The sequence below is a fragment of the Streptomyces sp. NPDC006450 genome (assembly GCF_040612195.1).
In the GTDB taxonomy this organism is placed as follows: Bacteria; Actinomycetota; Actinomycetes; order Streptomycetales; family Streptomycetaceae; genus Streptomyces.
The window spans coordinates 38,565-45,850 of record NZ_JBEXPT010000047.1 but is presented as its reverse complement, the minus strand read 5'-3'; the positions used below and the strand labels follow the sequence as shown (position 1 = coordinate 45,850).

The following is a 7,286-nucleotide window of genomic DNA, read 5'->3' as shown; positions in this document are numbered from 1 at the left end:
TCGTTGTTGATCCGGCCCCCGGTGGGCCTCCGGCTCAGACGCCCTCGACCTGCGTGGGCGCCTGGAGCTCGTCCGCGTGCTCACCCGTCACCAGGCGTCGAAGGTTCCGTCCAGCGCCGCCAGGGCGTAGTCGAACTTCTCCGGGGTGTCGGTGTGCAGGGTCATCAGCGGCTGGCCCGCCGTGACCGTGTCGCCCGGCTTCGCGTGCAGCTCGATGCCGGCGCCCGCCTGGACCGGGTCCTCCTTGCGCGCGCGGCCGGCGCCCAGGCGCCAGGCGCCCACGCCCACCCCGTACGCGTCCAGCCGCGTCAGCACGCCCGAGGACGGGGCCGTGACCACGTGCTGTTCCCGCGCGACGGGCAGCGCCGCGTCCGGGTCGCCGCCCTGGGCCGCGATCATCCGGCGCCACACGTCCATCGCGGAGCCGTCGGCCAGTGCCTTCGCCGGGTCGGCGTCCTTGATGCCCGCGGCGTCCAGCATCTCGCGGGCCAGGGCCAGGGTCAGCTCGACCACGTCCGAGGGGCCGCCGCCGGCCAGGACCTCGACCGACTCGCGGATCTCCAGGGCGTTGCCCGCGGTGAGGCCGAGCGGAGTGGACATGTCCGTCAGCAGGGCGACGGTCTTGACGCCCGAGTCGGTGCCCAGGCCCACCATGGTGCGCGCCAGCTCGCGCGCGTCCTCGATGTTCTTCATGAAGGCGCCGGTGCCGACCTTCACGTCCAGGACGAGGGAGCCCGTACCCTCGGCGATCTTCTTGGACATGATCGAGGAGGCGATCAGCGGGATCGCCTCGACGGTGCCCGTCACGTCGCGCAGCGCGTAGAGCTTCTTGTCGGCCGGGGCCAGGCCGTCGCCGGCCGCGCAGATGACGGCGCCGGTGGTGTCCAGGACGTGCAGCATCTCCTCGTTGGAGAGCAGGGCGCGCCAGCCGGGGATGGACTCCAGCTTGTCCAGGGTGCCGCCGGTGTGGCCGAGGCCGCGGCCCGAGAGCTGCGGTACCGCGGCGCCGCAGGCGGCGACGAGCGGGGCCAGCGGCAGGGTGATCTTGTCGCCGACGCCGCCCGTGGAGTGCTTGTCCGCGGTCGGGCGGGAGAGGGAGTCGAAGTTCATCCGCTCGCCGCTGGCGATCATCGCGGCGGTCCAGCGGGCGATCTCGGTGCGGTTCATGCCGTTGAGCAGGATGGCCATCGCCAGCGCCGACATCTGCTCGTCGGCGACCACGCCGCGCGTGTACGCGTCGATGACCCAGTCGATCTGCTCGGGGCTCAGTTCACCGCGGTCGCGCTTGGTGCGGATGACGGAGATGACGTCCATGGAAGTGCTTCCTTCTACGCGCATAGAGAGAGGAGAGGGGTGAGCGGCGGGGAAGGACGGCGGCCCCCCGCCCGGCAGGGGCGGAGGGCCGTCGCCTCGGCTATCTCAGATGGTCCGGCCCGAAGGCCTGCGGCAGCATCGCGGAGAGCGGCAGGACGCCTTCCGGCGTCTCGACCTGGAGCTCCGCGCCGCCGAACTCGAAGAGGAGCTGGCGGCAGCGGCCGCAGGGGACGAGGATCTCGCCCTTGCCGTCGACGCACGTGAAGTGCGTCAGGCGGCCGCCGCCCGTGGCCTGGAGGGAGGAGACCAGCCCGCATTCGGCGCACAGGCCGAGCCCGTAGCTGGCGTTCTCGACGTTGCAGCCGACGACGGTGCGGCCGTCGTCGACCAGCGCCGCGACGCCGACCGGAAAGCCCGAGTACGGGGCGTACGCCCGGGACATGGCCTTCCGGGCGGCCTCGCGCAGGGCCTCCCAGTCGGGAGCGGCCGTCACTTGCCCTGGCCCTTGCGGTACGGCATGCCGTCCGCCTTGGGCATCCGCAGGCGTTGCGCGGACAGCGCGAGCACCAGCAGCGTGGTCAGGTACGGGGCGGCGTCCACGAACTGGCTGGGCACCTGGTCCGTCAGCGCGTACCAGAGGAACAGCAGCACGGCGAAGACCGCCGAGATGCCGGCCGGGACGTAGCGCTTCTTGTAGAGCTGCCAGGCCACGACCAGGACGAGCAGGATCGCGATGAGCAGCAGCATGGCGTGGACGTTCTCGGCGCCGCCACGCAGCTTGAGGCTGTCGGTGAAGCCGAACAGGCCGGCGCCCAGCGCCATGCCGCCCGGCATCCAGTTGCCGAAGATCATCGCGGCGAGGCCGATGTAGCCGCGGCCGCCGGTCTGGCCCTCCTGGTAGATCGGGCTGGCCACGATCGACAGGAACGCGCCGCCCAGGCCCGCGAGGGCGCCCGAGACGATCACGGCGATGTACTTGTACTTGTAGACGTTGACGCCGAGCGATTCGGCGGCGATGGGGTTCTCGCCGCAGGAGCGCAGTCGCAGGCCGAAGGTGGTGCGCCACAGCACCCACCAGGTGCCGGGGATCAGCAGCAGGGCGACGACGGTCAGCAGCGACAGGCCGGTGACCAGGCCGCCGATGACGCCCGCGACGTCGGAGACGAAGAACCAGTGCTTGCCCTGGAGGGTGGCCATCCAGTCCGACAACCCCGGCACGGTGATCTCGTAGATCGGCTCGACGCGCGGGGACTGCTTGGAGGAGCCGCCGGGCGCCTCGGCGAACGTGAAGTTCGACAGGTACTGGGTGAAGCCCAGCGCCAGGATGTTGACGGCCACACCGGAGACGATGTGGTTCACGTTGAAGGTGACCGTGATGATCGCGTGCAGGAGGCCGCCGATGGCGCCGCCGATCAGGCCGGCGACGACGCCGGTCCAGGGGCCCCACTGGTAGCCGGCCCAGGCACCGAACCAGGTGCCGAGGATCATCATGCCTTCGAGGCCGATGTTGACGACGCCCGCGCGCTCGGCCCACAGGCCGCCGAGTCCGGCGAGGCCGATCGGCACGGCGAGGGAGAGCGCTCCGGAGACCTGGCCGATGGAGGTCAGGTCGTCCGCGCCGCTGATCACGCGGACCAGCGAGACGAGCGCGAGGCCGCCCGCGATGATCAGCATGATCCACGGGAGGGTGAGCTTGGTGCGGCCGCCCTGCTTCTTGGGCGCGGCGCTGGGCGCGGAAACGGTGCTGGTGCTCACGCCGAGACCTCCTTCTCGGTCGTGATGGCGTGGCCTGCGGCCAGCTCCTCGCCGACCTTCTGCTGCTGGCGTCGGATCCCGTAACGGCGGACGAGCTCGTAGGAGACGACGACCGCGATCACGATCAGGCCCTTCATGATCGTGCCGATCTCCTTCGCGTACCCGGCCGTGTCGAGCGAGGCCGAGGCCTTGTCGATGAAGGCCATCAGGAACGCGGCGAAGAAGATGCCGACCGGGTGGTTGCGGCCCAGCAGCGCGATGGTGATGCCGGTGAAGCCGATACCGACCGGGAAGGACAGGCTGTACGTGTGGCTCTCGCCCAGCAGCACCGGCATGCCGGCGAGACCGGCGACGGCCCCGGAGATGAGCATCGAGGTGATGATCATCTTCTTGGCGTCCACACCGGAGGCCTGCGCGGCGGACTCGCTGGCGCCGGTGGCGCGCAGGTCGAAGCCGAAGCGGGTGCGGCCCAGCACGAACCAGTAGACGATGCCCAGCGCGAAGGCGAGGAAGGTGAAGCCGTAGATCTCCAGGCCGTCACCGAGGGAGATCGCCGGGAACCAGCCCGAATTCGCGATCTCGCCGGTGGTCAGGTCGTTGGAGCCCTGCGGCTGGACGCCGAGGTTCTTCGGCAGGATCAGCCAGGCGATCAGGCTGGTGGCGATCGCGTTCAGCATGATCGTGGAGACGACCTCGCTGACTCCGCGCTTGGCCTTCAGGACGCCCGCGATACCGGCCCAGAAGGCGCCGACCAGCATGGCGACGATCACGATCAGCAGGATGTGCAGCGGTCCGGGCAGCGAGATCGCCGCGCCGACGACCGCCGACACCATCGCCGCGAGGCGGTACTGGCCGTCGACGCCGATGTTGAAGAGGTTCATCCGGAAGCCGATGGCCACGGCCAGGGCCGCCAGGTAGTACGTACCGGCCTGGTTGACGATGAGGACCTGGACGTCCTCGTAGCCCGCGTTCTCCACCATGAGCCGCAGCGGTTCGATCGGGTCCACACCCGTCGCCGCCAGGACGACCATGGTCAGCAGGAAGGCGGTGACCAGCGCGAGCGCGGGCCCGGCGAAGCCGAGGAGCAGCCGGTCCTTGTCGAGTTTCTTCATCGGGCCTCGTCCTCCGGGGAGTCGGTACGGGCATCCGTACCGGCGTCGGAGCGGTTGTCGGTGGCTTCGGTGGGCACTTCGATGTGCCCGGTCGCGGCGCCCGTCATGGCGGTGCCGAGTTCCTCGGGGGTCACGGTCGCGGGGTCGGCGTCGGCGACCAGGCGGCCGCGGTAGATGACGCGCAGGGTGTCGGACAGGCCGATGAGCTCGTCCAGGTCGGCCGAGATCAGCAGGACCGCCAGGCCTTCGCGGCGGGCCTCGCGGATCGCGTCCCAGATCTGCGCCTGCGCGCCGACGTCCACACCGCGGGTGGGGTGGGCGGCGATGAGGAACTTCGGGTTGTGGCTCATCTCGCGGCCGACGATCAGCTTCTGCTGGTTGCCGCCGGAGAGCGAGGCCGCGGTGACCTCGATGCCGGGCGTGCGGACGTCGTACTCGCGCACGATCCGCTCGGTGTCCTTGCGGGCGGCCTTCGGGTCGAGGATGCCGCGCTTGGAGTTGGGGGCTTCGGTGACGTGGCCGAGGATGCGGTTCTCCCAGAGGGAGGACTCGAGCAGCAGACCGTGCCGGTGGCGGTCCTCGGGGATGTAGCCGATGCCGCCCTCGCGGCGCTTGCGGACCGGGGACTTGGTGATGTCCCTGCCGTCGAGGGTGATGACGCCCGCGTCGGGGGTCATCATGCCCATGAGGGCCTCGATCAGCTCGGTCTGGCCGTTGCCCTCGACGCCCGCGATGCCGAGGATCTCGCCCTTGTGGATCGTGAAGCTGATCCCGTCGAGCAGCAGGCGTCCGGCGACCGGGTGCTCGCGCAGGTTGGCGTCCGACAGGCCCGGCGTGCGCGCGGTGTCCTCCATGAGGACGGGGACTCCGCCCTCGGCGACGGTCAGGTCCTGGACCTGGAGCATCGGGGTGGTGGTCACCGTGGACTCGCGGGTCTCCGGGGACGGCAGCTCGGAGCCGACCATCAGCTCGGCGAGCTGCTTGGTCGTGGTGGTGCGCGGGTCGGCGGTGCCGACCGTGGTGCCGCGCCGGATGACGGTGATGTCGTCGGCGACCTTCAGGACCTCGCCCAGCTTGTGCGAGATGAAGATGACGGTCAGGCCCTCGGACTTGAGCTCGCGCAGGTTGTCGAAGAGCGCGTCGACCTCCTGCGGCACGAGAACGGCCGTCGGCTCGTCGAGGATGAGGATCTTCGCGCCGCGGTAGAGGACCTTGAGGATCTCCACGCGCTGGCGGTCGGCGACCCCGAGGTCCTCGACCAGGGCGTCGGGACGTACGCCGAGGCCGTACGCGTCGGAGATCTCCCTGATCTTCTTACGGGCCTTCGCGCCGATGCCGTAGAGCTTCTCGCCGCCGAGGACAACGTTCTCCAGGACGGTGAGGTTGTCGGCGAGCATGAAGTGCTGGTGCACCATGCCGATGCCGCGGGCGATGGCATCGCCGGGGCTGCTGAAGGAGACCTGCTCCCCGTCGATGGCGATCGTGCCCTCGTCCGGCTTCTGCATGCCGTAGAGGATCTTCATCAGCGTCGACTTGCCGGCGCCGTTCTCGCCGACGAGGGCGTGGACCGTGCCCTTGCGGACGGTGATCGCGATGTCCTTGTTGGCGACGACGCCAGGGAAGCGCTTGGTGATGCCGTGCAGTTCTACGGCGGGGGGCGGGCTGGACGCGTTGATGACGCACTCTCCTTGGCGCGGAAGGAGCTGAAGGCAGGGCGGGGGACAGGGCGGGGGGAGAAAGTATCGCGTCCACGATGCTTCTACGCGCGTAGCACTGTCGAAAGTGAAAACTTGCGGCCAACCGGCCACAAGATCACATGAAACCACGTGACACGGGCCGGGGCCCGGGAGCGATGAGACCGCTTCCCGGACCCCGGGTATCACGTGTGCAGCGAGTCGGACGGCGCCTTACGGCGCGGTCTTGACCTCGATCTTCTTGGCGATGATGTCGGCCTTGGCCTTCTCGACCGCGGCGACGACGTCAGTCATCTCCTTGTACTTCGGGTTGGAGTCGGCCAGGCCGACGCCGTCCTTGTCCAGGCCGTAGCGGACCTCGCCGGACTCGGGCTTGCCGTCCTTGACCGACTTGATCAGGTTGTAGACGGAGTCGGCGACATCCTTGGTGACCGAGGTCAGGATGAAGTCCTTGTACTTCGCCAGACCGGCCTGGTTGTACTGGTCCGAGTCGACGCCGATGGACCACTTGCCCTTGGCGGAGGCAGCCTCGATGGCACCGGAACCGGCCAGACCGGCGGCCGAGTAGATCACGTCGGCGCCCTTGTCGAGCTGGCCCTCGGCCGCGGCCTTGCCCAGGTCGGGCTTGGCGAAGCCGTCGAAGTTCGGCGGCTGCGTCAGGTACTGGGTGAGCACCTTGGCGTTGGGGTTGGTGTCCTTGACGCCCTGGGTGAAGCCCGCCTCGAACTTCTTGATCAGCGGAACCTCGACACCGCCGATGAAGCCGACCGTGCCGGTCTTGGACGCCTTGGCGGCGGCGACGCCGGCCAGGTAGGAGCCCTGCTCCTCGTTGAAGACGAGGTTGGCGATGTTCTTGCCGGTCACCGAGGTGTCGTCGATGATGCCGAACGTGGTGTTCGGGAACTTCTCGGCGACCTTCTTGATGGCCGGCGCGTAGGCGAAGCCGACGCCGATGACCGGGTTGTTGCCCTTGCGGGCAAGCTCGGTGAGGCGCTGGACCTTGTCGGCCTCGCCCTCGCCATCGGTGGGCTCCGCCTCGGCGCCCTTGACCTTGAGGTCCGTCTCGGCCTTCGAGAGGCCCGCGTAGGCGGCGTCGTTGAACGACTGGTCGCCGCGGCCACCGATGTCGTACGCGATGGCGGCGGACCCCTCCGAGGAGGAGGAGGCGGACGAAGACGAGTCCGAGGACTTCTTACCGCCACAGGCGGTGGCCGAGAGGGCCAGCGCCGCGGACGCGATGCCCACGGTGGCGATCCTGGTGATCCGGCGCAAGGGGAGGCTCCTTCAAAACCTGACCGAAGCGCCACGACCGGCGCTGGTTTCGCCGCGATCGTAACGCGCGTAGATGTCAGTTAAAGGCCCGTTCATGAGTCGTTATCGGATCGTCGTGAACCAGACAGTGACCGATCGG

At 69.3% G+C, this 7,286-nt stretch carries 6 protein-coding genes; all 6 read right to left on the bottom strand.

Annotation, left to right across the window (positions count from 1 at the left end; all coding sequences use genetic code 11):
* Positions 1 to 87 precede the first annotated feature (87 nt).
* The 6 genes from ABZY57_RS16800 to ABZY57_RS16775 all read right to left on the bottom strand — a co-directional run bounded on the left by ABZY57_RS16800 (position 88) and on the right by ABZY57_RS16775 (position 7,147).
* Complete coding sequence (locus ABZY57_RS16800; RefSeq protein ID WP_356512507.1) at positions 88 to 1,314, bottom strand: thymidine phosphorylase; 1,227 nt, start codon at positions 1,312 to 1,314, stop codon at positions 88 to 90.
* 100 nt (positions 1,315 to 1,414) lie between these two features.
* Positions 1,415 to 1,807, bottom strand: coding sequence for a cytidine deaminase (locus ABZY57_RS16795; RefSeq protein WP_356512505.1), 393 nt, complete (start codon positions 1,805 to 1,807; stop codon positions 1,415 to 1,417).
* Positions 1,804 to 3,069 (bottom strand): ABC transporter permease, encoded by a 1,266-nt coding sequence (locus tag ABZY57_RS16790; protein WP_356512503.1) that lies wholly within the window; start codon positions 3,067 to 3,069, stop codon positions 1,804 to 1,806. The genes ABZY57_RS16795 and ABZY57_RS16790 overlap by 4 nt, the downstream gene beginning before the upstream one ends.
* Complete coding sequence (locus ABZY57_RS16785) at positions 3,066 to 4,181, bottom strand: ABC transporter permease (protein WP_356512501.1); 1,116 nt, start codon at positions 4,179 to 4,181, stop codon at positions 3,066 to 3,068. Before ABZY57_RS16785 ends, ABZY57_RS16790 begins: the two co-directional genes overlap by 4 nt.
* A complete protein-coding gene (locus ABZY57_RS16780) occupies positions 4,178 to 5,857 on the bottom strand; it encodes an ABC transporter ATP-binding protein (RefSeq protein WP_356512521.1) in 1,680 nt (559 codons plus the stop codon). The genes ABZY57_RS16785 and ABZY57_RS16780 overlap by 4 nt, the downstream gene beginning before the upstream one ends.
* A 231-nt stretch (positions 5,858 to 6,088) precedes the next feature.
* The gene (locus ABZY57_RS16775; RefSeq protein ID WP_356512499.1) at positions 6,089 to 7,147 is read right to left on the bottom strand and encodes a BMP family ABC transporter substrate-binding protein; all 1,059 of its coding nucleotides are present in this window, start codon (positions 7,145 to 7,147) and stop codon (positions 6,089 to 6,091) included.
* Positions 7,148 to 7,286 lie beyond the last annotated feature (139 nt).

Excerpts from the sequence above, each read along its gene's own strand:
- ABZY57_RS16800 (WP_356512507.1), bottom strand. The coding sequence starts at position 1,314 with ATGGACGTCATCTCCGTCATCCGCACCAAGCGCGACCGCGGTGAACTG.
- ABZY57_RS16785 (WP_356512501.1), bottom strand. The coding sequence starts at position 4,181 with ATGAAGAAACTCGACAAGGACCGGCTGCTCCTCGGCTTCGCCGGGCCC.